This is a genomic window from Methylobacterium sp. Leaf112 (assembly GCF_001423295.1).
Taxonomy (GTDB): domain Bacteria; phylum Pseudomonadota; class Alphaproteobacteria; order Rhizobiales; family Beijerinckiaceae; genus Methylobacterium.
The window spans coordinates 61,632-86,341 of sequence record NZ_LMNG01000029.1 but is presented as its reverse complement, the minus strand read 5'-3'; the positions used below and the strand labels follow the sequence as shown (position 1 = coordinate 86,341).

The following is a 24,710-nucleotide window of genomic DNA, read 5'->3' as shown; positions in this document are numbered from 1 at the left end:
GGGTGGCGATGGCGGATGATGTGGTGCGGCCTCGGCTCGGGCGCGGTCTCGCGGCCCTGATCGGTGATTTCGGCGACGAGGGGGCCGACGCGAACCGGTCCCAGGCCCAGCGCAAGGTCGCGGTGGAGTTCCTGCGACCGAACCCACGCAACCCGCGCCGGCGTTTCACCGAAGCCGATCTCGAGGAGCTTGCGGCATCCATCAAGGTGCGCGGCATCATCCAGCCCATCGTGGTGCGGGCCCTGTCGGGGGTGCCCGACACCTTCGAGATCGTCGCGGGCGAGCGCCGTTGGCGTGCGGCCCAGCGTGCGGGTCTGACCGAAGTCCCGGTGGTCACCGTCGAGATCGACGACCGGACCTCGTTGGAGTTCGCCATCCTGGAGAACGTCCAGCGCACGGACCTCAACGCCATCGAAGAGGCGGCCGGCTACGAGCGGCTGATGAGCGAGTTTCAGTACAACCAGAGCGAGTTGGCCGAGATCATCGGCAAGAGCCGCAGCCATCTTGCCAACACCCTGCGCCTGCTGCAGCTGTCTCCCGCGATCCAGGATCGGGTGGTCGCCGGCGAGATCACGGCGGGCCACGCTCGCGCCCTCCTGGCGGTGAAGGATCCCGAGGCCGTCGCCCGGCGGATCGTCGAGGAGGGGATGTCGGTGCGCGAGGTCGAGGCCCTGGCGTCGGCCGAGGTTCCAGATAGCGACGCCCCCCGACCCGGCCGTCCCCGCCGTGGGGCCGAGAAGGACGCCACCCTGCGGTCCTTGGAGCAGGCCATGGGCCGGGCGATCGGCATGCCGGTCTCGTTCAAGACCAAGGCCGCCGGCACGGGCGAGATCCGCATCCGGTACGAGACCGCCGAAGAGCTCGATGGTCTCTGCCGTCTGCTTCAGGTGAGCCCGCAGGGGTAAGACGATCCCCCTGCCTCGTTGAGGCGGGGTGTCCCCCTTCAGCGCCGCCGCGCAGCCTCTGAGGCGATCCGCAGGAGGGTGCTCGACGCGTTGGCGTGGGCGAGATCCGGCGGCGAGCGGCGGCAGGCCAGCACGGCCTCCTGCAGGAGCTGGATCGCGTGGCGGAGCGCCGGAGGCGTCCAGCGCGCGAGCTGGGTCTCCACCGTGGCCTTGCGGCGAAAATGCAGACCGCGCCAATTGCCGACCATCATGCTGGCGCTCTGCCCCTCCCCGGCCAGACGGGTGGCGAGGAGCGTCAGGGCGTGGCGCAGGGCCGAGCCGAGCATCACCGAGGGGTCCATGCCCTCGTGGCGAAAGCGGCGGTAATCGCGCTCGACATCGGTGGTGCGGCCCGAGAAGGCCGCGTCGATCAGTGTGTTGAGGACACTGGCGGCGACGTCGCTCACCACGGCCTCGACGTCGTCGAGGCTCACCGTGTCCTGCCCGCGGGCGTAGAGCGCCAGCTTCTCGATCTCCGACAGGCTGGCACCGCGATCTCCCCCGAGGCTCGTCGCCAGCACGTCGCGCGCCTCGCGGGCGATCCGAAGCCCCTGCTCCTGCAGGGTGCGCTCGATGAGGTCGCCGAGGGCGCGCTCGTCGTCCGGGTAGCACGGGATCGCCAGGGCCTTGGGCGACTTCTCGCAGAGGGTGCGCAGCGGCGCGGATTTCGCCAGATCCCCGGCCTCCACGACGATGCGGGCCTGGGTGATCTCGGCCTTCAGGGCGGCCTCGACGGCCGGTGCGTAGTTGCGGCTTCCCGCCCGCACCCAGATCGTGCGGTTGCCGCCGAACAGGCCGACGGTGCCGGCCTCGTCGACGAGTCGGCCGGCATCCTGCGCCAGGGTGTCGCCGTCGATCTTCACCATAGCGAACGGGTCGCCCGGATCGGAGACGAAGGCCTCGGCGAGGCGCTTGGCACGTTCGAACACCAGGCCGGTGTCCGGTCCGTAGAGGAGCAGCACCGCGATGCGCGGGTCGGGCCCGCGCCGGATCAGCGCCTCGACATCGCTGGCCTTGACGGCGGTCATGCGGGCGAGCCCGTCAGGGCTTCGTCACCAGCACGGAGGCGATGCGGGTCTTGATCTGGTCGGCCAGCACCTTGGCGAGACGGATCTCCGCATCGCGGGCAGCACGCAGGGAGGCGAAGCGCTGCACCGAGCGGTCGTAGGTCGCCGTCGAGGTCGCGACACCTTCGCTGATGATCTTGGTGCCGTCGAGATTCTCCAGGGAGTACTTCACGTTGGCGATGATGGTCCCGGCCTCGGCGCGCCCGGTCTGGGACGAGACGATGGGGGTCTGCACCGTCTCGCTGCCCTGCATCTTGAGGCGGTAGCGCTTGGTCGAGGGCTGGCCCGAGCCGTCGAGATCGAAGATCAATTCGCTGCGCAGATAGTGGCCGATGCGCTCCTGGCCCTGGGCCATGCTGACGTCGTCCACCTGCACGGACGCGAGCAGGGCCGCCATGGGCTCACCTGAAGCAGTGGGGCCGTAGAGGGGCCGGAAGCATGCGGAGAGATTGAGGCCGAGGGCGCAGACGAGCGCCACCCGGGCCGCCCGACGCGCAAGGCCGTTCCGCTCCGTCCGAATCGCCACACGCATCATCGTCGCCGCCGTTCCGACTGCCCAGTTTCGAAGGGCCGAGCTCGCTGTGTACGGCGAAGCCAGGCCCGCCGCCACCCTAGTGGCCGTGTGGTTTACGCTTCGTCTCCGGCCGGATCGTGGGCCTACACGACGAGGTTGACGATCCGGCCGGGTACGACGATCACCTTCTTCGGTGCACGGCCTTCGAGGGCCTTCCGCACGGCCTCGTCCAGGAGCGTCAGGCGTTCGACCTCAGCCTTGTCGGCGTCGCGCGGCACGGTCACGTCCGCCCGCTTCTTACCGTTGATCTGGACGGGGAGGGTTACGGAATCCTCAACCAGGAGCGCACGATCCGCTACGGGCCAGGGCGCCTGGGCCACGAGGCCGTCGCGACCGAGGGCGTGCCAGCACTCTTCGGCGAGATGCGGCATCATCGGTGCCACGAGTTGGGTGAGGATGCCGGCGGCTTCTCGGGCGGCCCCCGCGTCGACGCCGCCGCGCAGGGCTTCGTCGAGGGCGTTGGCGAGGGTGTAGATGTGCGCCACGCAGCGGTTGAAGCGCAGGCGCTCGACATCCTCCTCGACGGAGGCCAGGGCCTTGTGTGCCGCCTTGCGCAGGGCGGCGTCGTTTGCGCCCGCCGTGCCGTTCGCCCCCGCCGCGAGGGAGACGAGGCGCCAGACGCGCTGGACGAAGCGGGCTGCACCCTGGACGCCGTCCTCGGTCCAGATCACGTCGCGCTCGGGCGGTGAGTCCGAGAGCATGAACCAGCGTGCGGTATCGGCGCCGTAGCTCGCGATGATGTCGTCGGGGTCGACGACGTTCTTCTTCGACTTCGACATCTTCTCGATGGCACCGATGGCGATGAGCGCATCGGTTTTCACGTGGAACGCCTGGCGCTCACCGGACTCGGCGGTGATGCGGATGTCGGCCGGCTGAACCCAGGCGCCGGCCGCGTCCTTGTAGGTCTCGTGGACGACCATGCCCTGCGTGAACAACCCGTCGAAGGGCTCGGACACGCCGGACCAGCCGGTGGCATGCATCGCCCGCATGAAGAAGCGCGCGTAGAGCAGGTGCAGGATCGCGTGCTCGATGCCGCCGATATACTGGTCCACGGCGAGCCACTGATCGACCGCCTTGCGGTCGGTGGGCGCGTCCTGCAGCCACGGTGCGGTGAAGCGCGCGTAGTACCAGGACGAATCCACGAACGTGTCCATGGTGTCGGTCTCGCGCCGGGCCGGCTTCCCGCAGGTGGGGCAGGGGACGTCGCGCCAAGCGTGGTCGCGCTCCAGCGGATTGCCGGGCACGTCGAACGAGACCTCGTCGGGCAGGCGCACGGGCAGGTCGGCCACGGGCACCGACACGGGGCCGCAGGCGTCGCAATGGATGATCGGGATCGGGCACCCCCAGTAGCGCTGGCGCGACACGCCCCAGTCGCGCAACCGGAACTGCACCTTTCGCGATGCGATGGGGGCGCCCGAAAGGGTCTCGGATTCGAGGCGGTTCGCCACCGCATCGAACGCCTCGTCCGTGGTCATGTCGTCGAGGAAGCGCGAATTGATCATCCGGCCGTCGCCGTCATAGGCGGTGTCGGTGACGACGAAGGTTTTGGCGTCCTGCTCTTCAGGGCAGACCACCGGAGTGTTGCCGAGGCCGTACCTGTTGGCGAAATCCAGATCGCGCTGGTCGTGGGCCGGGCAGCCGAACACCGCCCCGGTGCCGTATTCCATCAGCACGAAGTTCGCGACGTAGACCGGCAGCAGCCACGACGGGTCGAGGGGGTGGCGCACCCTCAGCCCCGTGTCGAATCCGAGCTTCTCCGCCGTATCGATGGCGGCCTGGGCCGTGCCCGTGCGGCGGCACTCTTCGATGAACATCTGGAGTTCGGGGCGCGCGGGCGCGAGCGCCGCCGCGATCGGGTGGTCGGCCGCGATCGCCAAGAACTTCGCGCCGAACAGGGTGTCGGGGCGGGTGGTGTAGACTTTCACCTCCGGCCCCACGCCGGAGGGGGGCGCGTCGAGGGCGAAGCGGACCTCCAGCCCTTCCGAGCGTCCGATCCAGTTCTTCTGCATCACCCGGACTTTTTCCGGCCACCGCTCGAGGCCGTCGAGGGCGTCGTACAGGTCCTGGGCGAAGTCGGTGATCTTGAAGAACCACTGGGTCAGCTCGCGCTGCTCCACCAGGGCGCCCGAGCGCCAGCCGCGCCCGTCGATGACCTGCTCGTTGGCGAGCACCGTGTGGTCCACCGGGTCCCAGTTCACCTTGGCCGTGCGGCGCGTCACCAGTCCCTTGTCGAGGAAATCGAGGAACATGCGCTGCTGGTGCTTGTAGTAGTCGGGATCGCAGGTCGCGATCTCGCGGCTCCAGTCCAGGGACAGGCCCATGCTCTGGAGCTGGCCGCGCATGGTGGCGATGTTGGCGTAGGTCCATTCGCGCGGGTTGACCTTGCGCTCCATGGCGGCGTTCTCGGCCGGCAGGCCGAAGGCGTCCCAGCCCATGGGGTGCAGCACGTTGAAGCCGCGCGCCCGCTTGTAGCGGGCCACCACGTCGCCCATGGCGTAGTTGCGCACGTGGCCCATGTGGATGCGCCCGGACGGGTAGGGGAACATCTCCAGCACGTAGTATTTCGGCCGGCCGTCGTCGTTCCTGGTGGCGTAGATGCCGGCCTCATTCCAGGCTTGCTGCCAGCGCGGCTCGGTCTCCTTGGCGTTGTAACGCTCGGGCGCGGCGGGGCGGGCGGACTGGGTCATGGCGGGCGCCATCCAAATGGAGGAGCGGGCGGCGTCCAGGCGCGCCCGAAAGGGTTGGCCGCCGGACTACCACGCGGCGTCACCCGGTCAACACGAAGGCGCGCCTGGAAATCTTGCTGGGTCGGGAGTTCTGCCGTGTCAGCGGCTCTGCCTTGCCGGCACCCGTGTTCTTGCCGGGACCCCTGCCTTGCCGTGCGCGTTCGGAATGGTAGTCCGATCCCAGATCCCACGACCCCTCCGAGAACGAACCCCATGGCCGACGCCCCCTTCGAGTATGCCCGCCCGCCCGCCGTCGATGTCGTCGCCGGCCTGGATGCCGTGCGTGGAAAAATCCGGCAGGCGGCCGACGATGCCGAACGCGATCCGGCCTCCCTCACCCTGGTGGCCGTCTCGAAGCTGATTTCAGCCGAAGGCATCCTGCCGGCCCTGGAAGCGGGACACCGGGTATTCGGAGAGAACTACGTCCAGGAATCGAAGGCGAAGTGGCCGGCCCTGCGGGAGCGGTTCCCGGACGTGGAGTTGCACCTCGTCGGGCCGCTCCAGTCGAACAAGGCCCGCGAGGCGGTGGAGCTGTTCGACGTGATCCACGGCCTCGACCGGCTCTCCCTGGCCGCGGCACTCGGGAAGGAGATCGCGCGGAGCGGCCGGACCCCGAAGCTCCTCGTCCAGGTCAACACCGGCGACGAGCCGCAGAAGGCCGGCGTCTCGCCGGCGCATGTCGATGCCCTGCTCGCCGAGTGTCGCGACACCCACGGCCTCGCGATCGACGGGCTGATGTGCATTCCCCCGGCGGAGGACCCGCCCTCGGCCCATTTCGCCCTGCTCGCCCGCATCGCGGCACGCCACAACCTGCCGATCCTGTCCATGGGCATGAGCGCGGATTACCCGGCGGCGATCCAGATGGGCGCCACGCATATTCGCGTCGGTACGGCGATCTTCGGGGCTCGGCCCTCCAGAACCCAGTAGGACCGCGCCGTCAGAGCGTATCCACCACCCGCGCCATGGCGGCGCGAAGGGCCGCCGCCTCGGGGGGCCCGAATCCCTGCTCGAAGGCGGCCTGCGCCCCTTGCCAGAGCGGCGCCGCGGCAGCCAGGCGCTCCGCACCCGCCGGCGTCAGTGAGAGTTTGCGGGTCCGGGCATCGCGTCCGACGCCGATCGCCAGCAATCCCTCCCGCTCGAGGGGACGCAGCGCCCGGCCCAGCGTGGTGCGGTCCATCACCATCCCGGTGGCGAGGGCGTTGATCGACATCGGACCCGACCGGCCGAGCCGGGCCAGTATCGGATACTGTGTCGCCCGCAGTCCCGCCGGCGCGAGGTGCCGGTCGTAGAATTGCGTCAGTTGCCGTGCGCCCTGCCGGACGGCGAGACACGTGCAGATTGCGATGGGGGTGGGCTCCGTCATGCCGGTACTTCCAGATGTTTCGCCACGACGCGACGGGGGATGCTTGAATAAAGCGTGCATATGCGCCTATGCAACGCGCATCTGAGACGGGCGGTTCGCCCCGGAGCGATCAGGCATGGCCTTTCGGGCCCTCCACCCTTCGACGGCCCTGGCGGGCGCCTTCGCGCGCCGCGACATCCACTATGGCTGGGTGGTGGTGGCGGTCACGTTCCTGACCATGCTGGTGACGGCGGGCGCCGTGGGCGCGCCGGGCGTGCTGATCCTTCCGCTGCAGAAGGAGTTCGGCTGGGACACGGCGACGATCTCCTCGGCCCTGGCCATCCGGCTGGTGCTGTTTGGCCTGATGGGACCTTTCGCGGCCGCCCTGATGAACCGGTACGGTCCGCGCCGCGTCGTCCTGACCGCCCTGTCCCTCATCGCCGGCGGCCTCGTGGCGTCCCTTTGGATGAGCCAGGTCTGGCACCTGATCCTGCTGTGGGGCGTGGTCGTCGGGATCGGTACCGGGCTGACGGCCCTGGTTCTCGGCGCGACGGTGGCGACCCGGTGGTTCTCCCATCGCCGCGGCCTCGTTGTCGGCCTGCTCACGGCGAGTTCGGCCACGGGCCAGCTCGTGGTGCTGCCGGTCCTGGCGGCGCTGACCGAGCAGTTCGGCTGGCGGGCGTCCCTCCTGCTGATCTGCGGGCTCCTGCTCGCCGCAGGGCTCGGCGTCCTGGCCCTGATGCGCGACCGGCCGGAGGATCTCGGCCTGCTGCCCTACGGCGAGACGAGACCCCTCGCGGCCGCCTCGACCCCGACGGCGGGCGGGGCCGTCGCGGTCCTGCGCGACGCCGGACGGACGCGGGTTTTCTGGGTTCTGTTCGCCACGTTCTTCATCTGCGGGGCCAGCACCAACGGACTGATCCAGACCCACTTCATTCCCCTGTGCGCCGATTACGGCATCGGTCCAGTCCAGGGCGCCAGCGTGCTCGCCGCGATGGGGATCTTCGACTTCGTCGGCACCGTCGCGTCGGGCTGGCTGTCCGACCGCTACGACAACCGCTGGCTGCTGTTCTGGTACTACGGCCTGCGCGGCCTCTCGCTGATGTTCCTGCCGTTCTCGGACTTCTCGTTCGTCGGGCTCTCGCTGTTCGCGGCCTTCTACGGCCTCGACTGGATCGCCACCGTGCCGCCGACCGTGCGGTTGACGGCGTCGCGCTTCGGCCGGGAGCGGGCGAACCTCGTGTTCGGATGGGTGTTTGCCGGGCATCAGCTCGGCGCGGCGACGGTGGCCTACGGTGCCGGCCTGTCGCGCACGGCGCTGTCGAGCTACCTGCCGGCCTTCTTCGCCGCCGGCGCCCTGTGCCTGATCGCGGCCGGTCTGATCCTGACCCTGGCCGATCCGGAGCGGCGGGGCGACGGCGTTCCGAACGCCGTGCCGGCGCACTGACGGCGCGTACCATGAGGTTATCCGATCCACATCCGCGTGCGCGGCCCGAGACGGCGCAGGAGCCGGGCGAGATCCGCGCGCTTCAGGGCGACGCAGCCCTCCGTCGGGGTGTAGCCCGGCCGCGCGCAGTGGAAGAAGATCGCCGAACCGAGGCGCTTGCGGATCGGTCCGCGATTGTAGTCGAGGTCGATGACGAGGTCGTACAGACCGTCGTCCCGCCACATCCGTTCCGTGCTCACGGGGCAGGGCAGGGTGACGGGCCGGTTGTAGCGCCGGTCCCCGGGCTCGTCGCACCAGCCGTCGCTCGGTCGCGTCGCGCGCAGGGCAAGGGCGGTGCGCGGTCGGGCCGCGAACACGTCGGGACGGTAGGCGCCCCCCCGCAGGCGAAAGTGCCCCCGCGGCGAGCCGCCGTCGCCCTCGCGCTTGCGCTGGACCAGCCCCGAGCGCCCGAGGGCACAGGGGATGACGGCCGGACCGGCGAGAACCTGTCCACGGGTGCGGTCGCCCACGAGGGCACGGACGCGCAGGTGCGAGAGCGTCGTTCGTTTCATGGGGCACCTTATCGCCCGGGACGGCACGGGATGCCATCATCGGCAGACCTTCGGCCCCTCCGTCATTTGCCACGCGACCGGACTGAAACTTTAGGCAGTCGTCGGTCGTTTGTGGGGATATTACTGCGCATACGCGCGTCTTTTCCTGAAGACGCGCGGTCCATCAAATCGTTTTCGTTCTGCCGCCGCCTCTCTGGATTCCGCTTGAGGCGGACGCCTTAATCCCTTCCCCTGGTCTGAGGATCACGCGCTGGACGTGACCTCACTCGTGCGCGAAAGTCGTCTGGTCGATGCCCAATACCCATCGCCTGCTGGTCTGCGACGACGATGCTTCGTTGCGGGAAACCCTGACGGAGCAACTGGACCTCTACGAAGAGTTCCGGGTGATCGGCCTGGCGGATGCCACCAGCGCCATCGCCTGCGTGACCGACGATCGCATCGACCTCGTGGTGATGGATGTCGGCCTGCCCGACATGGACGGACGCGAGGCCGTGCGGGCCATGCGCCGGAACGGCTATCGCGGGCCCGTCATCATGCTCACGGGCCAGGATTCCGAGGACGACACGGTGGAGGGGCTCGAAGCCGGAGCCAACGACTACGTCACCAAGCCGTTCAAGTTCGCGGTCCTGCTCGCCCGCATCCGCGCCCACCTGCGCAGCCACGAGGCGAGTGAGGATGCGGTGTTCCAGATCGGGCCCTACACCTTCCGCCCCGGCGCCAAGCTCCTGGTCGACGCGCGCGGGTCGAAGCTGAAGCTGACCGAGAAGGAGACCGCGATCCTGCGCTTCCTCTACCGCGCCGGGTGTGCGGTGGTGGGCCGGGACACGCTGCTCGCGGAAGTCTGGGGCTACAACGCCCAGGTGACCACCCACACCCTCGAGACGCACATCTATCGCCTGCGCCAGAAGATCGAGCCGAATCCGGGACTCGCGGCGATCCTGGTGACAGAGGGCGGCGGCTACAAGCTGCTTCCGTAGCGTATCGCGCCGCCGCGCGGCTTGCGGTAAGCTCGCCCATCGACGGAAGGGATAGGGCGGCTTGGGGCTGGACGACGACATCGCGATCCTGGCCGGCGCCCCCCTGTTCGGATTCCTGGGCCGCGACGCTCTGCGCCTGCTCTCCTTCGCCGCCGAGCGGCGCAGCCTGGGCTCCGGCGACCGGCTGTTCGCCCGCGGCGACGCCTCGGATGGCGGCTTCGTCGTCCTGTCGGGCACCATCGCCCTGGCGCCCCGCGTGGCCGGCGGCGAGACCATCACCCTCGGCCGCTCCGCCCTCATCGGCCGCCTCGCCCTGCTCCTGCCCGGTGAGCGGCCGACGGACGCCCATGCGGCGGCGGCGGCGGAGGTACTCCGCATCACGCCCGTCCTGATGCGGCGGGTGCTGGCGGAATTCCCGCAGGCCGTGCAGGCCATCCACGACGAACTCGCCGACGACCTGACCTCCCTCGCGGGCGACCTCGACCGGGTTCGCCGGCGCTTCGATGCCGTGACGCCCGTGCTTCGGGGTGATGGCGGCGCGGTGGCATAGCCCGCGCGGCGCCTGAGCCAGCAACGTGAGCCCGCGCGGCGCCCGAGCGCCGGTCCCCGGAGTTCGGACGATCCTCTTTCGATCGATGTCGCGAATGCTCACGACCGCGTGAGGTCTTTCCTAAGACACGCGGGCGCAGGCTGGATCAGCGGAACGGGTGAGGGGGATCGGTGGAGTTCCGGCCTTCCTCGGAGGCTCTTCAGGACCATGCTGAACCATCTCGCGCAGGACGCGCAGGACCGGCGGGCGCAGATCGCCGGCGTGGCCTTCCTCGGCCTCGTCAGCCTGGGAGGCATCTACGCCGTCGCGGTCTATTCCGGCCGGCTCATGGTCTGCCACGAGACCAACAGCTCCCTCACCGACCAGAACTTCATCGACATCATGATCGGCAACATCGTCCGCGAGGGCGATCACGGTGGACGCGCCTACGGCAACCGTCTCGACTACCTCGACGACCGGACCGAGTGCTGCACCATCGAACGGATCACGGACCGGCTTCCGTCGGGGGCGCCGGGCAAACCGGAGGTTTCCGTCTCGGCGAAGTACTTCAACACCACGCGCAAGGACTACGTCCTGATTCAGCGCCGCTTCGACGCCTGCGGCCACGCCGCGTCGAAACCCCTGACCGCCGGCTGACTGGGTGACGCGGCCGAGGTGACAGGGCGGGCGGGCTTTTGTAAGCACGGAACCCTCGTCTCATCCCCGGAAGCCGTCATGTCCCACGCCGACCTCGCCACCACCATCGAGACCGCCTGGGAGGAGCGCGCCGGCATCGACACCGGCACCAAGGGCGCCGTGCGCGACGCCGTGGAGCACGCCCTCGACCTCCTCGATGCCGGCAAGGCCCGCGTCGCCGAGAAGGTGGACGGCGAGTGGCAGGTCAACCAGTGGCTCAAGAAGGCGGTGCTGCTGTCCTTCCGCCTCAACGACATGGAGATCATCCATGGCGGCCCCGACGGCGCGACCTGGTGGGACAAGGTCCCGTCCAAGTTCGAGGGCTGGAAGAAGAAGCATTTTCGCGAGGCCGGCTTCCGGGCGGTGCCCGGCTGCGTCGTGCGGCGCGGCTCCTACATCGCGCCCGGCGCGGTGCTGATGCCGTCCTTCATCAACCTCGGCGCCCATGTCGGCGAGGGCACCATGGTCGACACCTGGGTCACCATCGGCTCCTGCGCGCAGGTGGGAAAGAACTGCCACATCTCCGGCGGCGCCGGCATCGCCGGGGTGCTCGAGCCGCTCCAGGCCAATCCGGTCATCATCGAGGACAACTGCTTCATCGGCGCCCGCGCAGAGGTGGCCGAGGGTGTGATCGTCGGCGAGGGCAGCGTGCTCTCCATGGGCGTCTACATCGGCGCCTCCACCAAGATCATCGACCGGTCGACGGGCGAGGTCATGTACGGCCGCGTGCCGCCGTACTCCGTCGTGGTCTCCGGCACCACGCCGGGCAAGGACCTGCCCGACGGCACGCCCGGCCCGGGCCTGTACTGCGCGGTCATCGTCAAGCGCGTCGATGCCGGCACCCGCTCCAAGACCGCCATCAACGAACTGCTGCGCACCTGAATCCGTCGGTGGACCCCGGTCGAGCGCAGGCTCGGCGGGGTCCGGCCCCCCGCCGGCGGGCAGACCCGTCCGGCGGATCGCCGCGATCCCGCTTCGGAGCGGCGGGAGCACTGGTATTGTGCCGCATGTCGGGGGGAGGGGGGCGACCCCATCTTGCCGACGACGCACCCGTTGGAACTGCGCGATGATCGAGCCGGCCTGCTCCGCCCGTAGCCTGTCCCTCACCGTCGCCGGACGGCCGCTGCCGACGCCGTGCGACGTGATCGGCAACGGTCCCGATGCCCTGCTGCTCCCCGCCCTGTCGTCGATCTCGGCCCGGGCCGAGATGCGGCCGCTGGCGCGGGACCTTGGCCATGACTTCCGATGCCACGTACCGGACTGGCCGGGCTTCGGCGACCGGACGCGGCCACGGATCGCCCTGAATCCCACCACGATGCACGGGTTCCTCGACGCCCTGCTGGCGGCGGAGCGCGGCCCCTACGCGCTCGGCGTCGCCGCGGGCCACGCGGCGGGTTATCTCGTGGCGGCGGCCCGACGGCATCCCGGCCTGTTCGCGCGTCTCGTCCTCGTGGCGCCGACCTGGCGCGGCCCGTTCCCCACCATGATGGGACCGAACCGGCGCGGCCTCATCGCGGGCATCCGCCGCGCCGTCGAGCTGCCGGTGCTCGGCGAAGCCCTGTACCGCCTCAACATCAGCCCGCCGGTGATCGGCCGGATGATGCGGGCCCACGTCTACGCCGATCCCGCCCACGTCACGCCGGGTGTCATCGCCGACAAGCACGCCGTCACCCGCCACCCCGGCGGCCGCTTCGGCACCGCCGCCTTCGTCACCGGCGGCCTCGACCCGTGCGAGACCCGCAAGGACTTCCTCGACCTGTTCACCGATGACGGCCTGCCGCCGATCCTCGTCCTGCGCCCCGAACGGGCGCCGCGCCGCTCCGGCGCCGAGATGGATGCGCTCGTCGCCACCGGCCACGTCGCCCGCGCGTCGGTGCCGGGTGCCCTGAGCCCGCACGAGGAGTATCCCGGCGAAGTCGCGGCGGCGATCCGCGCGGCCTGAGGGCGCGAGGGGCGTCACGAAACGCCGGGCCAAGGTCTCAACGGCGTGCCGGCGCGGCGAGTGACAAAACACGCCGTCGGGCACCGTTCAGGCGGCGTGTGCGAAGGATCGGCCCTTGCCATAGGGCCGTTACATGGGAACCCTATGACACGAGGCTGCTCCGCCTTTCGTCCCCAGTTCCACACACGCTCTCAGAGACGCCGATGGCCCGCCTACCCTTCGCCCTCGTCCTCCTCGCCACCGTCGCTGGAATCGGGCCGGTCTGCGCCGAGGATATGCAGCCCAAAGATCCACTGGCCAAGGATGCGCCCGTCAAGGATGCACCCGGCAAGCCCGCCTCCGCCCCCTCCGTGGCCACCACGCCGGTGACGCCGGCCAAGGTGGCGCGCCAGCCTTATCTCGCCGACGCCGTGGCGCCCGACACCGTGGCGATCCTCCCCGCGCCGCCGCGCGGCCAGTCGGCGGCGGAAACCGCCGACAAGGCCGCCTTCACGGCGACCCGCTCCCTCAAGGGCACCCCCCGCTGGGTTCTGGCCACCACGGACGTCGCCGACGGCGCCTCGGCGATCCTCGACGATTTCGCCTGCGTCATCGGCCAGCGCATCGATCAGGCCCGCGCACCTGCCCTGATGACCCTGCTGGAGCGCTCGCGCCTCGACATCGCCCGCGCGACCCGGGGGCCGAAGGAACATTACCGCCGTATCCGCCCGTTCGTCGGCAACGACGCGGAGATCTGTGTCGTCCGCTCGGCCGAGATCGCCAACGCGTTCAGCTTCCCCTCGAGCCACGCGACCCAGGGCTGGACCTACGCTTCGATCATGGCCGCGCTGATGCCCGAGAAGGCGACCCAGTTCTTCGTGCGCGCCCGGTCCTACGGCGAGAGTCGCGTCGTCTGCGGTTTGCACTGGATGAGCGATGTCCAGGCCGGCCGTACCGCCGGAAGCATCGTCTTCGCGGCCCTTCAGGGGGATGCGGGGTTCCGGGCCGATCTGGAGCGGGCCCGGGCGGAAATCACCAAGCTCGTCGCCGGGGGGGGCTCGCCGCCCGATCAGGCGATCTGCAAACGCGAGGCAGCCGGCACTGAATCCATCCTCTGAGACTGTCTCCGGATGATCCATTCGGAGACGGTCTCAGGCAGCCCGCGCGGCGCCTCGGCGAAGCCCAAATCCGCATCGCGAAGCGATCGACCGGATTTGCTATAAAACCGCGCCGCTCGTCCGCCTGCGGGCGGGACGTCGTGTGCCCATACGAAGAAGGCCCGCCGGAGCGATCCGGCGGGCCTTCTTGTTTTCCCGTGAAACCGACGGGTCCTACCCCTTGGCGGGGCCGGCTGCGCCCTGCTTGGCCCTGCGGCGACGCCGGGACAGCATGTTGAGGCCTTCGACACCGGCCGAGAACGCCATGGCTGTGTAGATGTAGCCCTTGGAGACGTGGGCACCGAACCCCTCCGCGATCAGCGTCATGCCGATCATGATGAGGAAGCCCAGCGCCAGCATCACCACCGTGGGATTGGCGGCGATGAAGCGCGAGAGCGGGTTCGCCGCCACCAGCATCACCGTCACGGCGACGACGACGGCCACCACCATGATGGGCACGTGCTCGGTCATGCCCACCGCCGTGATGATGCTGTCGATGGAGAACACGAGGTCGAGGACGAGGATCTGGCCGATGGCCGTGGCGAAGCCGAGGGTCACGGCCTGCCCCAGGCCCTTGTCCTCCGGCTCCGGCTCCATGGTGTGGTGGATCTCCTTGGTGGCCTTCCACAGCAGGAAGAGACCGCCGCCGATGAGGATCAGGTCCCGCCAGGAGAAGGCGTGGCCCAGCACCGTGAAGACCGGCTGCGTCAGGGCGACGATGTAGGCGACGGTCCCGAGCAACCCGAGGCGCAGCACCAGGGCGAGGCCGATACCGATGCGCCGCGCCCGGTCCTGCTGGTGGGCCGGCAGCTTGTTCGTCAGGATCGAGATGAAGATCAGGTTGTCGATGCCGAGGACCACCTCCATCACGATGAGGGTGGCGAGGGCCGCCCAGGCGGTCGGGTCGCTGAGAAGGGGAAGGATGCTGTCCACGGGAGGGCTGTTCCGAACGTCGAGAAGGGCAGGGTACTAGAAGGCGAAGGTACTAGAAGGGCAGGGTGAAGGTAGGACGCGGGACGCCCGGGCGCTGCGAAGCCTCCGGCGCGAAGATGCGGACGGCCTTGGGGAAGACCTTGAAGTGGGCCGGCGTGTAGGTCGACAGCTCGCCGTCGGTGTTCACCGGCCGGGGCTTCTTCGTCTTCACCACGATTTCGGTGGTGTGGAAGGCACGCACGTCCGCGGCCTTCCCTTGCGTGCCCCGCCGCAGGGCCGGCAGCAGGGCGAGCAGCCGCCACCAGTGCTTCACCTCCAGGCTGTAGAAGTCGAGCTTGCCGTCGTCGACGGTGGCGGTTTCCTCCACGGTCATGCCGCCGCCGTAATGACGCCCGTTGCCCACCGAGACCTGGATGGTGGTGATCGTCTCGGTCTGCCCGTCATGCTCGAGATAGACCGTGAACGGCCGCACCCGGCGCAGGACCCGCATGGCGGCGATGCCGTAACCGACGGTGCCCCACTTCTTCTTGGATTCGGCCGTGAGGTCTCCGGCGAGCTCGGCCGAGAAGCCGATGCTGGCGACGTTGAAATAGTAGTGGCCGTTGACGCAGCCGAGATCGACCGGCCGGGCCTCCTCCGTGGCGATGAGGGTCGCGGCCGCCACCGGATCGGGGGGCAGGCCGAGGGAGCGGGCGAGGTCGTTGGCGGTTCCGAGCGGCAGGATGCCGAGGGGCAGGCCCGTCTCGACGAGGGCGGGCGCCGCCGCGTTCAGGGTCCCGTCGCCGCCGCCGAGGATCACCAGGTCGCTTTGCGCCGCATGCCGCTTGATGACGGCCGTGCAGTCGGGATCGCCCGGTGGCTCGAAGGGTTCGATGCCGCCCTCGCGCAGGGCCTCGCGCACGGCATCGAGGGAGAAGCCGCCGTTGCGGGCATTGGGGTTGACGAGGAGGAGGCCCCGGCGGGCCTGCGGACCGGCGCTCACGCGGAGGCCTTGGGAACGGTGCGACGGGAAATCTGAATCGGCATGGGGTTGGAGACCCTCCGGTGCGTTCGCGCCGCGTGAGCGCAAAGGCAGAGAAGGGGTCCGACATCACGGTCAACGCCTCGACCGCCAGAGGGGCCCGGACCCAGTACGGTCAAGGTGGGTTGCCCGCCCGGGATGGCAAGGCCGAGGGCACCGGGAAAGCGGGATCGTGAGGCTGTGACCCTGGCGCCACGGTCGCGGATCATCGTACGTTGAGCGTCGATGGCGCGAAACCGAGCGCGCTCACGAAACGTTCAACCCCCATCGACCGCTCTGCTCCGCGAACCTTTCGCATCGGTCGCGACCCCGGTGATGATGCCATGCGCTACGGTTCGTGTTCCGTCTGCTTCGCCGCGTTGATGGGCGTCCTCTGGATCGGTGGGCCGGCCCAGGCCCAGTCGGGACCGGGCTGGATCGATCCGCCGGCCAAGACCGAGGGCAAGGCCCAGGGCATGACCGAGACGAAGGGCGATGCGGCCAAGGCCGGATCCGGCAGCGAGCCCGAAGCCCGGACCGGGGCGAGGATGCAATCGGATTCCGGCACGCCGCGGGCCTCCGCCAGGGCGGAACCGAGTCCGCCGGCTGCGGTGCGCCGCCCGGCTCGTCCGTCCGCCCGGTATCGGGGGCCCGAGGATGCGCCGCCCCGCCGCCTGTCGCGTGTCCCCGCCGTGCCGGCGACGCCCATGGCGACGGCAGCCCCCGCAACGTCCATGGCCTCGGCCGACCGGTTCCCCGAATGGGCCGCCGCGGCGGAGCGCCTGAGCGACGACTATCTCGACAGCGTCTCCGCTCCGGGCCTCGGTCTCGTGACCGCCGCACCGCGCTTCTACGGCGAGCGTGTGCGCTTCCATGGCCGGGTCGTTTCCCTGGCCGCGCTGATGGCCGAGAAGCGCCGCTTCGCCGCCCGCTGGCCGGTGCGCCGCTACGAGCCGCAATCCGGCGCCACGCGCACCGCCTGCAACGCCGCCACCGCGACCTGCATCGTCCGCACCACCTTCGACTACCGCGCAGAGAACCCGGCCCGCGGCACCCGGGCACAGGGTGTGTCGGACCTCGTTCTCACCATCGACCTGTCCGGCCCCCGCCCGGTCATCGTCTCGGAAACCAGTCGCGTGCTGCGCCGCTATGGTCCGGGGCCGCTCGGCGCTATAGCGGGACGCACGCGCGGGGCGTGATCCCGCTGCGTCGTAGAATCCCTGGGAGTGGTCCACGCCTTGGAAGTGAGCGCCTTGAAACCCCGTGATCCGCGAGAGGGACCGGGCGATACCCCCGACGCGTTGGCGCGCGCCGCCCTGCGGACCCGGATCGCCGAGGAGATCGCCGCCCAGGGCGGCCATCCCCTGGCGCAGCGGACCCTCCAGCTTCTCACGGAAGCCGTGGCCGAGCCGCAGGACGCGCCGCCGGGCTACCGGATCCTCGACCGGGCCGGCCACCCGCGTCGCGGCCCCGCGGGGCCGAGCGAGGGCACGGGCAAGGCCGGCCCCGAACCGACCGTCGATTCCGAGCCGGCCATGACCCTGGCCGATTTCGTCGCGGACCTGCGCCGCCTTCACCCGGCCCTGTTCGTGCCGTCGGTGCCCGAGGCCGCCGCGCCTGCACCCGAGGCCGCGTCGGAAGGCGCCGCCGCTAGGGAATCCGCCACTCCGGTGCCGGCCGCTCCGGGCGCCGCAGCCCGGTTCGTCGAGGCCCGATCCACGCAGGCCAGACGCGCCCTCGCCCGTTCGGCCACCCGTGGTCGAGCCCTCGCCGGGCAGGCGACCGAGCGTTGGCAGGGCCTGCGCCGGCGCTTCGCTACGCCTCCTGCCGCGACGTCCACGGAGTCCGCGCTCCCATCGACGGAAACGGCGACCCGGCCGGGCGGCCTCGGCGCCTTCGCGCGCCAGGCGGCGGGGCGGGCGCGGGGCGGTTTCGCCGACACGGGCGCGCGCCTGCACGGGACCATGCGGGAGGGTGGGGTGCTTCGCGACCGCCGGGTTCTCGCCGCCGGCGCCGGCCTTCTCGGGCTCGTCGTCCTGATCGCCGTGGCGCAGCGCTCCGGCGAGGACACCCAAACGCCATCGCCGCCGCCGGTCTCCGACGCCGCCCCGTCCGCCACCGAGACGGTTCCCCCCGCCGTGAGCGAAGCGGCGAAGCCCGTCGGCGAGCGGGCCGCCGATGCCTTGACCGGTCCCGTCGAGGTCATCGACACCGCGACCCTGCGCGTGGCGGGGAAGCTCGTGCGCCTGTTCGGCGTCGAATGGGTGCGCGGGGGCCAGGCCGACGAACTCACGCGCTATCTCGCCGGACGCACGGTCACCTGCCAGCCCGTGGCGGGCAGCGAGGCGCGCCTGTGTAACGTCGACGGCCGCGACCTGTCGGAGGTGGTGCTGTTCAACGGCGGCGGCCGCGCCTCGTCGGAGGCGACGCCCGATCTCGTCGCCGCCGAGGATCGTGCCCGGACCGAACGGCTGGGCGTTTGGGCCCGCTAGGGACCGTGCCCGACCGCTCCGGACCGGATCGCCCCGCCCGAACCGCGTTGCGCCGGGGTGTCCCCCGCGAACCCGCTTCCGCTCAACCGGACGGCACGCCGGACCGAAGCTGAAAAACTGGGCTGGATTGCATCGAGCTTAAGCAATCCCTGCACACTCCATGCCCAAGGAGCATGGCTGACCCACCCGCTTTCCCTCTCGTCGTTGCAGTGCACAAACCTTACTTTCCGATCAGACGCCGCCGAACGAGACCAGGGCGGCAGAGACAAAGCCGGAAAGCAAAGCCCGTGACCCTCTCCCTCATCACCAGCCTGAAGTCCCGCTGGAAGGACAACGAAACCGCGCGCCAGATCGCCCAGCTGACCGACCGCGAACTCGCCGATATCGGCGCCCAGCAGATCGGTGGCCGGATCCTCTCGAAGGCGCAGAACTACCGCGTCGCCGACGGCCTGCGTGGCACGCAGTCGCCGCTTCGCTACGCTTCGTTCCCCTCCGCCTGACCTATCATCCCGACCCGCCCGGCCGATCCGGCCGTCGGGTTCTCGGGAGTTGCCTGAACACGCCGGCCCCTCGTGGCCGGCGTTTCCATGTGCGGGACAACACACCGCCGTCCGACTACCCGAACGCCCCGACCTCGTGCTGGATCATGCCGGAGAGCTCGCGCACCCGGGCGAAGGAGCGGCGGATCGGTTCGAACAGGGTGTTGTGCTCGGCTTCATAGGTGCCCACGTCGCGTGGCCCCGCCGGCTCGCCGAAGTTGAGACCGAGCGTCGGGTCCGGCGTCACCGGGAAGATGTCCTCCAGGAGCGTCAGGCAGCCGTCGATGTCGAGGCGCAGGAACCGCTCGATGAGGGCCTCCCGGCTGATGCCCGATTGCGGCCGGAAGCCGGGGATGTGCACGGCCAGGAACCAGATCCGGTGGATCAGGGCGAGGCGGATGGCGTGCAGCAGGGTCAGGCGGGGCGACATCTTGCCGAGGTCGGGTGCCGCCGCCTGGAGGCTGAGCCAGTCGCAGGTGAGCCGTCCGAACAGCCGGCGCAGGTCCGGGGCCAGGCGCAGGCGGTCGAGGGCCGTGGCGATGACCACGAGTTCCTCGCGGCGGCCGTCGCGCTGGGTGCGCCGCGCCCGCTCCAGCCACACCGCCGGGTCGAGGGTGTCGACGTAGGCGCGCAGCACGTCGAGGTCGCCGACGCTGGCCGCGTGCTGGACGAGGCGGAAGGCGCGGGAGAACCGCACGGAATCGCGGCGCATATCGCGAAACAGGTCCGGCGCCCGGCCGGCGGCCCGGCCGATGCCGTGCAGGGAATTGGCGAGGAAGCCGAGCTGCTGCAGGATCGCGTTGTTGGGGATCGCCCGCATCTGGCGCGGATGGGTGATCATGCTCGGGCCCCCGCCATCGGATTGGCGCGCCACGGGTCGTGAACCGGTGCGGTCGAGGAGGCTCGGGCCGAACGTGCCGAGGAGCGCCGCGTAGCCCGGGTCGTCGACGAGGGTCTCCATGTCCTGGCGCACCACCGTGAAGAACTCGGCGGAGAAGTCGGCCTCGCCGTAGATCGGGTCGTCGGCCTCGTCGGCACCATTCGTCGCATCGGACAGGACATAGTCGGCAAACGAATCGTCGTCGGTGAGATCCAGGGCGAAGACGTGCTCGGCGATGCGCTCCACCGTGGCTTTCGCGAGCGGCAGGGTGCCGAACATGAGGTAGCCGTCGGAGCCCTGGAAGCTCGATTCGAGACGGACCCGGATGCCCGCCGCCCGGTTGCGCCGGCGCGCATCCTCGGGGGCGAGATAGGCGAGGCGGTCGCGCAGGCTCGTCGGGTGGGCGCCCCGGCCGATGGATTCGCCGTGGGTGTCGAAGATGGCGAGTTCGACGCCGGTGAGGTCGTTCTGCACCATGAGTTCGGTGATGCGCAGGCGCAGGCGCTCGATCCAGAAGCTCGCGGCGAGCTGGCCGACGTAGCGGCCGGAATCCGAGTAGCCGAACTGCACCGTGAGGCGGCCGATGCGCTTGAGGTATTGCCGCCAATGCGGGTTGCGCAGGGCGTCGTCGAGGACGCGGATGCCCTGCTCCAGGGCCGAGGCGGTCTCGAACAGGGGCGTGATCTCGACCTTGTCGGCGATCCCGTAGTGCCGGGCGAGCCAGAGGGCGGCCAGCAGGGTGTAGCCCGTCTCCGTCTCGGCGATGAGGAAGCGCACGGGATGCGTGCCGTCCACGTGCTTGAGGATCTGGGTGATGGTCATCATCAGCCGGGCGGCCGAGGCCCGCTCGGCGGCGAGCGCCCCGAAATCCACGTCCACGGCGTGGACGTCGTTGAGCAGCGCGTGGATCGTCGAGAGGTGGGAGCGGCGCTGGGCCGCGTCGGTCGGCTCGCCCTCGAGGTCGGTCACCCGGCGCACGGCGTTGTGGATCTGGCTGGCGTTGAGCCGGAAATGGGGCAGGGCGTTGGAGAGGCCGTGGGTGGCGATGCCCGAGCGCAGGATCGCGATGGCGCGCCGCTCCTCGTCCGTCGCGACCCCGCCCATGGCCCCGGCGAGGCCGGCGAGGATCGCGGTGGCGTCGGTCTGGGCGCGCTCGCGCTCGATGATGAGGGCGAGGGCGAAGCGGTGGACCGCCTCGAGGGACGGCTTGGTGCCGAGGCGCGGGGCCACGGCGAGCTGGCGATTGACCGCCGCCAGCGCCCCGGCCGTGAGGTCGCGGACCACCTGGGTCGCGGGCACCTGCGGCAGGTGGCGCATCACCCGGTCGAGCTGCATGCGCTTCGATTCGATGCGGTAGCGCAGGGTGTCCCACCACCCGATATCCGTGCGCCCGTCCGTGTCGCAGCCGACCCAGCTGGCGATGGCGAAGGGTTTCGGCACGAGTTCGGTCCAGCGGTCGGGCCAGCGCTGGCGGGCGGCCTCCAGGAGGGCGTCGTTGAAGGCGTCCAGGGCCGAACGGCCGTGATTGGCCGCGACGCAGGCCTGTTCGAACTCGTCGTCGAGGGAGATGGCCGGATCGGGCCGGGTGGAGAGGGCGGCGGCCTTCTCCGTCAGGGGCCGGCGCGCGGCCGCATCCGCCTCGCTCGCGGCCTCGGCGATGAGGCCGGCGACCGCCCGGGGCATGCCGAAGGTCGGATGCGCCGTGAACACCACGGCAAAGCCCGTGCGGCCGACGAGGTCGCGAAACGCCTCGAAATCGCCCTGGCGCTTCGGGATCGCCGCGACGAGGCGTGCCGGCGTGTGGGCCTCCTGCCCGGAGGCCGCATCCCGCTCAAGGCCCACATAGGCGCGCAGGCGCTCGGCCCGTTCGGCCAGGGCCTGCGCCCGCAGCCGGGCGAACAGGCCGTCGAGGACCTCCTCGCCGATCTCACCGCGATCGAACCGCCGGGTGATGGCCAGGGTCACCGCCAGGACGGGATTGCGGAACGGATCCTCCGCCGCCTGTTCGCGGGATTCCTCGATCAGCCCGAGGAGATCCGCCTCGAGGGCCTCGGGCGCGAGGACCCCGTGGGTAGGAACCCCGTGGGCAGGAACCCCGGGGGTCGGAACCGCGTGATCCGGGCTGCGGTCGTGCATGCGCATCGATGGACCTTGGTGACGGGGTGGACGGGGACCGTCATAGGACAATCCGGTGGCGGTGGGGCGATCCCCGGGCCGGACATCCCCAGACAGGCAGGTATCCCCGCTGGGCACCTGTATCCCGCCGGGCAAGGTATGCCCCGGCGGACGGGTATGCCTGCCCGACATCGCCACCCGGACGTTCGACGCCCGTGCGGTGCCACGCAAGGACCGTTCCGGGTCCGTCTCCCAAGCCGGGCGGCGGATGCATCGCCGGCCATCCTGGGGTAACGCTGACGGCGGCATGGAAACCACCCTGATCCTGGCCGCGATCGCGGTCTTCACCCTCTCGTGCATCGTGGTGATGGCGATGATGGCCCGCGCACGGCGGCCCGAACTGCGCATGGCGCGCGAGGAGGATCTGATGGAGGACCTCATGGAGGAGGACGAGGAGACCCTGATGCGCAGCCTGCAAACGCCCCGGACCAGCCCCATCGACCGTTCCGCGACGATCCTGCCCATCGAGCCGCAACCAGATGTCCGGCGCCTGCCTCCCGGCGACGGCACCCGATGACGGATCCGCGGATGCGTCCCACCCGCCCGACCCCCACGACCCGCTCGGGTCCTGCGGCCCGCCTGGCCCTCGCCGCGCTCCTCGCCGCCTGGACGCACGCCGCCGCGGCTCAGGAGCCGGCGCCGGACGAACCGGCCGCCGCCGCCCCGGTGCGAAAGACGGTGCCCCGCAAGGTCGCGCCGGCCAAGCCGAAGCCGGTCGCGCCGCCGCCCGCCGCCAGCGCACCGGAGACCCTCACGCCGGCGGCGCCGCCACCCGCCCCGCGTGCGGACCTCACCGTCGCCTGCGGGGAGAAGGCCGCCCTCTACGAGGGACCGAAGAACTTCTCCGTCTGGGTCACCCGGACCGGGCTCATCGTGGTCGAGAACCCCCTGCTGCCGCTGACGCCGGAGACGGCGCGGGTGCTGCAGGTCGTCATCGCCGGCAAGGTCGCGACCGCCTACGGGCCGGACCTGTACGCCCTGCGCCGGGGCGGCGCGCCCGCCGCCCTGGAGGGGGCGAAGGGTGGGACCATCCGCTGGGACCCGACCCCGACGCCCCTGCCCGACACCCTCAACATCGTCTCGGAGGCGGGCCAGCCCCTGGCACAGCTCGCCTTCCAGTCCTGCGGCGAGGCGCCGACCGTCAAGGCGGCTCCCGTGGCCAGATCCAACCCGGGCACCAAGCCCAAGGCCCGTCCGAAGACGGCGCCCGAAGCCCCTCCGGGGATGCGGCTGCCGGCCTCGGCCCTGGAGCCCTGATGCCGTCTCACCCGCAACAGAACGGAATGCCCATGGGCCCTGGACCGGGCGGCCCGACCGCCGCCGAAATCATCGCCCGCTTGCGGTTGGCCCCGCACCCGGAGGGCGGGCATTACCGCGAGACCTTTCGCGATGCCCGCACCATCGACGGGCGCTCCGTCGGCAGCGCGATCTATTACCTGCTCGATACGGGCGAGGTCTCGGAGTGGCACCGGGTCGATGCCGCCGAGATCTGGCACTGGCACGCCGGCGCGCCGCTGGTGATCACCCAGAGCCCCAACGGGCACGACGCGACGGCGGCCTATCTCGGGCCCGACCTCGCGCGCGGGCAGCAGCCGCAGATCGTCGTGCCGGCCGGCCATTGGCAGACGGCCACGAGCCTCGGGGCCTGGACGCTGGTCGGCTGCACGGTCGCGCCGGCCTTCGAGTTCGCCGGCTTCGAGATGGCTCCCCCGGATTGGCGGCCGACCCCGCGGACCTAACGGTCGCCGGCCCGCGAGGCCCGGACGGCGATCCCGGCGCCCAGGATGATGAGGGCGCAGGCCAGTCCAAGGGCCGGGCTCGGGTCCGCGTAGCCGCCGGCCACGAGGGTGATGGTCGAGAGCACGGGCGCCGCATAGGCGGCGACGCCGAGGAGCCGAAGGTCGCCCCGCTTCACGCCGACGTCCCAGAGGTAGAAGGCGGCGCCCACGGGGCCGAGGCCGAGGGCGAGGACTGCGCCCCATTGCACGGCGCCCACCGGCCACAGCGTCGTCTCGAAGGCCCAATGGCAGGCGAGGCTCAGGGCGGCGGTGCCGAGGCAGAAGCCCGCCACCGCGTCCGTCGGCACCGCGCCGACCCGCGCGGAGAGCACGGAATAGGCCGACCAGACGAAGGCGGCCGCCAGAGCCGCGAGGTAGCCGGGCAGTGCCCCGGGCTGGAAATCGAGGCCGCCCCGCCCGGCGAACAGGGCCACGACGCCGGCCAAGCCCAGGGCGGCGCCGACGAGATGCCCGGCGCGCAGGCCGGCCGCGCCCGGCATCTGCGCCGACAGGAGCACGATGAGCAGGGGCCAGAGATAGTTGATCAGGCCGGCTTCCGCCGGCGGCGCGAGGCGCAGCGCGGCGAAGTAGAGGGAATGGTAGCCGAACAGGCCGCCGATGCCGAGGAGCCAGACCGGCCAGGGTTGACGCAGGGCACGAAGACCCGGCGGACGCACGATCCAGCTGGCGCAGCCCGCGAGTCCCCCGATGGCGAAGGTCATCGCGGCGAGCTGGAACGGCGGTACCGCCCCCGACAGCGCCGTCAGCAGGGCGAGCAGCGACCACAGCAGGATCGCGCCGAAGCCAAGAAGAGTCGCGGTGGACATGGAGGGCCGGGGTGGACTTGGAAGGGCCGGGGTGGCGCGCGCGGAGGCCCCTGTTCCACGCCGGCACGCCGAAAGGCAACATCGGTGCGCCACCAGTCTTTCACGGGCCGGTCACGGTTCCGGGCTACCGCTCGATACCGGTGTGAACGAAGCGT

At 70.7% G+C, this 24,710-nt stretch carries 24 protein-coding genes; 15 read left to right on the top strand and 9 right to left on the bottom strand.

The genetic code is table 11. The features are described 5' to 3' along the window. Window positions 1-8 precede the first annotated feature (8 nt). Window positions 9-905 carry a ParB/RepB/Spo0J family partition protein gene (locus ASF52_RS12850; protein ID WP_056172496.1) on the top strand — a complete coding sequence of 299 codons (897 nt, stop codon included), beginning with the start codon at window positions 9-11 and terminating at the stop codon, window positions 903-905. A gap of 38 nt (window positions 906-943) precedes the next feature. Here the strand turns inward: ASF52_RS12850 and holA are convergent, their stop codons facing one another. The 3 genes from holA to leuS all read right to left on the bottom strand — a co-directional run bounded on the left by holA (window position 944) and on the right by leuS (window position 5,272). Next, entirely contained in the window at window positions 944-1,972 is a 1,029-nt protein-coding gene (holA, locus tag ASF52_RS12845; protein ID WP_056172494.1) for a DNA polymerase III subunit delta, read from the bottom strand. 13 nt (window positions 1,973-1,985) lie between these two features. Next, window positions 1,986-2,543, bottom strand: coding sequence for an LPS assembly lipoprotein LptE (gene lptE, locus ASF52_RS12840; protein ID WP_056172987.1), 558 nt, complete (start codon window positions 2,541-2,543; stop codon window positions 1,986-1,988). A 125-nt stretch (window positions 2,544-2,668) separates the two neighbouring features. Then, window positions 2,669-5,272, bottom strand: a complete 2,604-nt coding sequence (leuS, locus tag ASF52_RS12835; RefSeq protein ID WP_056172490.1) for a leucine--tRNA ligase — start codon at window positions 5,270-5,272, stop codon at window positions 2,669-2,671. A 252-nt stretch (window positions 5,273-5,524) separates the two neighbouring features. Between leuS and ASF52_RS12830 the strand changes: the two genes are divergently transcribed. Beyond that, window positions 5,525-6,238: a YggS family pyridoxal phosphate-dependent enzyme gene (locus ASF52_RS12830; protein ID WP_056172486.1), complete on the top strand. Its 714-nt coding sequence runs from the start codon at window positions 5,525-5,527 to the stop codon at window positions 6,236-6,238. Window positions 6,239-6,248: 10 nt separating this feature from the next. On the opposite strand, the gene ASF52_RS12825 is transcribed toward ASF52_RS12830, so the two are convergent. After that, window positions 6,249-6,674 (bottom strand): MarR family winged helix-turn-helix transcriptional regulator, encoded by a 426-nt coding sequence (locus ASF52_RS12825; protein WP_056172483.1) that lies wholly within the window; start codon window positions 6,672-6,674, stop codon window positions 6,249-6,251. A 115-nt stretch (window positions 6,675-6,789) separates the two neighbouring features. Here ASF52_RS12825 and ASF52_RS12820 point away from each other — a divergent pair, with 115 nt between their 5' ends. Beyond that, window positions 6,790-8,100, top strand: a complete 1,311-nt coding sequence (locus ASF52_RS12820) for an MFS transporter (RefSeq protein ID WP_056172480.1) — start codon at window positions 6,790-6,792, stop codon at window positions 8,098-8,100. Between the two features lie 17 nt (window positions 8,101-8,117). Here ASF52_RS12820 and ASF52_RS12815 read toward each other — a convergent pair whose 3' ends face one another. Beyond that, window positions 8,118-8,651, bottom strand: coding sequence for a L,D-transpeptidase family protein (locus tag ASF52_RS12815; protein WP_056172476.1), 534 nt, complete (start codon window positions 8,649-8,651; stop codon window positions 8,118-8,120). Window positions 8,652-8,941: 290 nt separating this feature from the next. Between ASF52_RS12815 and ASF52_RS12810 the strand changes: the two genes are divergently transcribed. The 6 genes from ASF52_RS12810 to ASF52_RS12785 all read left to right on the top strand — a co-directional run bounded on the left by ASF52_RS12810 (window position 8,942) and on the right by ASF52_RS12785 (window position 13,892). Further along, a complete protein-coding gene (locus ASF52_RS12810; protein ID WP_056172474.1) occupies window positions 8,942-9,628 on the top strand; it encodes a response regulator transcription factor in 687 nt (228 codons plus the stop codon). A 61-nt stretch (window positions 9,629-9,689) separates the two neighbouring features. After that, window positions 9,690-10,178, top strand: coding sequence for a cyclic nucleotide-binding domain-containing protein (locus ASF52_RS12805; protein ID WP_056172471.1), 489 nt, complete (start codon window positions 9,690-9,692; stop codon window positions 10,176-10,178). 207 nt (window positions 10,179-10,385) lie between these two features. Beyond that, on the top strand, window positions 10,386-10,814 hold the full coding sequence (locus tag ASF52_RS12800; protein ID WP_056172468.1) for a hypothetical protein: 429 nt from the start codon (window positions 10,386-10,388) through the stop codon (window positions 10,812-10,814). A 78-nt stretch (window positions 10,815-10,892) separates the two neighbouring features. Next, entirely contained in the window at window positions 10,893-11,735 is an 843-nt protein-coding gene (dapD, locus tag ASF52_RS12795; RefSeq protein WP_056172465.1) for a 2,3,4,5-tetrahydropyridine-2,6-dicarboxylate N-succinyltransferase, read from the top strand. Between the two features lie 184 nt (window positions 11,736-11,919). Beyond that, on the top strand, window positions 11,920-12,795 hold the full coding sequence (locus ASF52_RS12790) for an alpha/beta fold hydrolase (protein WP_056172462.1): 876 nt from the start codon (window positions 11,920-11,922) through the stop codon (window positions 12,793-12,795). A 203-nt stretch (window positions 12,796-12,998) separates the two neighbouring features. Next, window positions 12,999-13,892 (top strand): acid phosphatase, encoded by an 894-nt coding sequence (locus ASF52_RS12785; RefSeq protein WP_082479087.1) that lies wholly within the window; start codon window positions 12,999-13,001, stop codon window positions 13,890-13,892. A 213-nt stretch (window positions 13,893-14,105) separates the two neighbouring features. On the opposite strand, the gene ASF52_RS12780 is transcribed toward ASF52_RS12785, so the two are convergent. Further along, a complete protein-coding gene (locus ASF52_RS12780; protein ID WP_056172459.1) occupies window positions 14,106-14,864 on the bottom strand; it encodes a TerC family protein in 759 nt (252 codons plus the stop codon). A gap of 52 nt (window positions 14,865-14,916) precedes the next feature. Next, complete coding sequence (locus tag ASF52_RS12775; protein ID WP_056172456.1) at window positions 14,917-15,846, bottom strand: lipid kinase; 930 nt, start codon at window positions 15,844-15,846, stop codon at window positions 14,917-14,919. A 362-nt stretch (window positions 15,847-16,208) separates the two neighbouring features. On the opposite strand from ASF52_RS12775, the gene ASF52_RS12770 reads away from it, so the two are divergent. The 3 genes from ASF52_RS12770 to ASF52_RS12760 all read left to right on the top strand — a co-directional run bounded on the left by ASF52_RS12770 (window position 16,209) and on the right by ASF52_RS12760 (window position 18,856). Further along, window positions 16,209-17,063, top strand: a complete 855-nt coding sequence (locus ASF52_RS12770; RefSeq protein ID WP_056172453.1) for a hypothetical protein — start codon at window positions 16,209-16,211, stop codon at window positions 17,061-17,063. Between the two features lie 54 nt (window positions 17,064-17,117). After that, a complete protein-coding gene (locus tag ASF52_RS12765; protein ID WP_082515318.1) occupies window positions 17,118-18,356 on the top strand; it encodes a thermonuclease family protein in 1,239 nt (412 codons plus the stop codon). Window positions 18,357-18,643: 287 nt separating this feature from the next. Next, window positions 18,644-18,856: a DUF1127 domain-containing protein gene (locus ASF52_RS12760; RefSeq protein ID WP_056172448.1), complete on the top strand. Its 213-nt coding sequence runs from the start codon at window positions 18,644-18,646 to the stop codon at window positions 18,854-18,856. 115 nt (window positions 18,857-18,971) lie between these two features. Here the strand turns inward: ASF52_RS12760 and ASF52_RS12755 are convergent, their stop codons facing one another. Then, window positions 18,972-21,917 carry a phosphoenolpyruvate carboxylase gene (locus ASF52_RS12755; protein ID WP_244473806.1) on the bottom strand — a complete coding sequence of 982 codons (2,946 nt, stop codon included), beginning with the start codon at window positions 21,915-21,917 and terminating at the stop codon, window positions 18,972-18,974. A 280-nt stretch (window positions 21,918-22,197) separates the two neighbouring features. Here ASF52_RS12755 and ASF52_RS12750 point away from each other — a divergent pair, with 280 nt between their 5' ends. Genes ASF52_RS12750 through ASF52_RS12740 form a run of 3 tightly spaced genes read left to right on the top strand, consistent with a single transcriptional unit; the run spans window position 22,198 to window position 23,689 of the window. Then, window positions 22,198-22,467 carry a hypothetical protein gene (locus tag ASF52_RS12750; RefSeq protein ID WP_056172445.1) on the top strand — a complete coding sequence of 90 codons (270 nt, stop codon included), beginning with the start codon at window positions 22,198-22,200 and terminating at the stop codon, window positions 22,465-22,467. Window positions 22,468-22,478: 11 nt separating this feature from the next. Further along, window positions 22,479-23,207 carry a hypothetical protein gene (locus ASF52_RS23505; RefSeq protein ID WP_056172442.1) on the top strand — a complete coding sequence of 243 codons (729 nt, stop codon included), beginning with the start codon at window positions 22,479-22,481 and terminating at the stop codon, window positions 23,205-23,207. A gap of 32 nt (window positions 23,208-23,239) precedes the next feature. Next, window positions 23,240-23,689 carry a cupin domain-containing protein gene (locus ASF52_RS12740; RefSeq protein ID WP_056172440.1) on the top strand — a complete coding sequence of 150 codons (450 nt, stop codon included), beginning with the start codon at window positions 23,240-23,242 and terminating at the stop codon, window positions 23,687-23,689. Here ASF52_RS12740 and yddG read toward each other — a convergent pair. Continuing rightward, the gene (yddG, locus tag ASF52_RS12735; RefSeq protein ID WP_056172437.1) at window positions 23,686-24,555 is read right to left on the bottom strand and encodes an aromatic amino acid exporter YddG; all 870 of its coding nucleotides are present in this window, start codon (window positions 24,553-24,555) and stop codon (window positions 23,686-23,688) included. The two genes, ASF52_RS12740 and yddG, sit on opposite strands and share 4 nt — an antisense overlap. Between the last annotated feature and the right edge of the window lie 155 nt (window positions 24,556-24,710).

Excerpts from the sequence above, each read along its gene's own strand:
- yddG (WP_056172437.1), bottom strand. The coding sequence starts at position 24,555 with ATGTCCACCGCGACTCTTCTTGGCTTCGGCGCGATCCTGCTGTGGTCG.
- ASF52_RS12820 (WP_056172480.1), top strand. The coding sequence starts at position 6,790 with ATGGCCTTTCGGGCCCTCCACCCTTCGACGGCCCTGGCGGGCGCCTTC.
- ASF52_RS12800 (WP_056172468.1), top strand. The coding sequence starts at position 10,386 with ATGCTGAACCATCTCGCGCAGGACGCGCAGGACCGGCGGGCGCAGATC.
- ASF52_RS12740 (WP_056172440.1), top strand. The coding sequence starts at position 23,240 with ATGGGCCCTGGACCGGGCGGCCCGACCGCCGCCGAAATCATCGCCCGC.
- ASF52_RS12785 (WP_082479087.1), top strand. The coding sequence starts at position 12,999 with ATGGCCCGCCTACCCTTCGCCCTCGTCCTCCTCGCCACCGTCGCTGGA.
- holA (WP_056172494.1), bottom strand. The coding sequence starts at position 1,972 with ATGACCGCCGTCAAGGCCAGCGATGTCGAGGCGCTGATCCGGCGCGGG.
- ASF52_RS12770 (WP_056172453.1), top strand. The coding sequence starts at position 16,209 with ATGCGCTACGGTTCGTGTTCCGTCTGCTTCGCCGCGTTGATGGGCGTC.
- ASF52_RS23505 (WP_056172442.1), top strand. The coding sequence starts at position 22,479 with ATGCGTCCCACCCGCCCGACCCCCACGACCCGCTCGGGTCCTGCGGCC.
- ASF52_RS12830 (WP_056172486.1), top strand. The coding sequence starts at position 5,525 with ATGGCCGACGCCCCCTTCGAGTATGCCCGCCCGCCCGCCGTCGATGTC.
- ASF52_RS12810 (WP_056172474.1), top strand. The coding sequence starts at position 8,942 with ATGCCCAATACCCATCGCCTGCTGGTCTGCGACGACGATGCTTCGTTG.
- ASF52_RS12750 (WP_056172445.1), top strand. The coding sequence starts at position 22,198 with ATGGAAACCACCCTGATCCTGGCCGCGATCGCGGTCTTCACCCTCTCG.
- leuS (WP_056172490.1), bottom strand. The coding sequence starts at position 5,272 with ATGACCCAGTCCGCCCGCCCCGCCGCGCCCGAGCGTTACAACGCCAAG.
- lptE (WP_056172987.1), bottom strand. The coding sequence starts at position 2,543 with ATGCGTGTGGCGATTCGGACGGAGCGGAACGGCCTTGCGCGTCGGGCG.
- ASF52_RS12815 (WP_056172476.1), bottom strand. The coding sequence starts at position 8,651 with ATGAAACGAACGACGCTCTCGCACCTGCGCGTCCGTGCCCTCGTGGGC.
- ASF52_RS12825 (WP_056172483.1), bottom strand. The coding sequence starts at position 6,674 with ATGACGGAGCCCACCCCCATCGCAATCTGCACGTGTCTCGCCGTCCGG.
- dapD (WP_056172465.1), top strand. The coding sequence starts at position 10,893 with ATGTCCCACGCCGACCTCGCCACCACCATCGAGACCGCCTGGGAGGAG.
- ASF52_RS12790 (WP_056172462.1), top strand. The coding sequence starts at position 11,920 with ATGATCGAGCCGGCCTGCTCCGCCCGTAGCCTGTCCCTCACCGTCGCC.
- ASF52_RS12755 (WP_244473806.1), bottom strand. The coding sequence starts at position 21,917 with ATGCGCATGCACGACCGCAGCCCGGATCACGCGGTTCCGACCCCCGGG.
- ASF52_RS12850 (WP_056172496.1), top strand. The coding sequence starts at position 9 with ATGGCGGATGATGTGGTGCGGCCTCGGCTCGGGCGCGGTCTCGCGGCC.